This is a genomic window from Bacillus marinisedimentorum, assembly GCF_001644195.2.
Lineage (GTDB): Bacteria > Bacillota > Bacilli > Bacillales > Bacillaceae_O > Bacillus_BL > Bacillus_BL marinisedimentorum.
The window spans coordinates 1-1,139 of sequence record NZ_LWBL02000077.1; the positions used below are offsets into that span (position 1 = coordinate 1).

Consider the following 1,139-nt stretch of genomic DNA (forward strand, 5'->3'; position numbering starts at 1 on the left):
AGCGACGAGGAGCATTCCTGTAATAAAGTAATGTGCGGATAAATGGAAGGTAGATCCATGTGAATAAAAAAAGTCCCCCTGGTACGATAGAGAGTGTCATGCATGACCTCGAATTAAGTACCGAAGGGAGACTTATACAATGGATTTTACACAAAATGAACGTCTTAAGCAAATCAATGAACACACACTGATCATCGGAGTCGATATCGCAAAGCACAAACACATCGCCCGGGCGATTGATGATCGGGGTGTTGATTTGTCCAAACGGTTGACCTTCCCCAATTCGCTGGAAGGATTCAACCTGTTGCTTAAGTGGGCCAGGCAGTTGGCGGACGAGACAGGCCGTCCCAACCTGCTAATCGGCATGGAACCCACAGGGCACTATTGGCTGAACTTAGCCTATTACTTGAAATTGCAAGACGAAAACCCTGTCGTTGTAAACCCGATGAAGGTCAAGATATCAAAAGAGCTGGATGACGATTCACCCACCAAAAATGACACCAAAGATGCGAAAGTAATCGCTCAAGTCATGCGGGCGGGTCGCTATCATATCCCAATCTTGCCTGAGGGGTTGTACGCTGAATTGCGTGAAGGGATCAAACTGCATGACATGATCCAGGAGGATATGTCATCGATCAAAGCACAAATGCATAACGTGCTTGATCGGTATTTCCCTGAATTCTTTACGGTCTTCAAATACTGGAACGGAAAAACGGCGCTATACTTGTTAGAACGCGGCTACCTTCCAGAGGATATCCGTCGAAAGACAGAAGAAGAACTTCTCACTGAGGTGAAGGCGTCGGTCACGAAGAACATCGCGTCCTCACGGATCCGGAAGCTGAAACAAGCAGCTGCCTCGAGTATCGGGATGACCGAAGGCCTTCGTATGGCTCGTGAGGAAATTCGCTATCTTATAGACCAATATCGGATGTTGCAGAACCGCCTTCAATCCCTTGAAGCGCAATTGGAAGAGCTTGTTATGGACGTTCCGGGGGCGGAGCGTATGGTTGCGATAAAAGGAATCAGAGCGATGACGGTCGCTGGCTTTTTTGCGGAAGTTGGGGATCTCTCCAACTACAGAGCTCCACGCCAAGTCATTAAACTAGCGGGACTCAATTTAAAGATGAACCAGTCCGGAG

1 protein-coding gene is annotated in these 1,139 nt (G+C 47.9%); it reads left to right on the forward strand.

Going from position 1 to position 1,139, the window contains the following annotated elements:
* Positions 1-139: 139 nt before the first annotated feature.
* On the forward strand, positions 140-1,139 hold a 1,000-nt coding region (locus A4U59_RS20250; protein WP_070121839.1), incomplete at its 3' end, for an IS110 family RNA-guided transposase.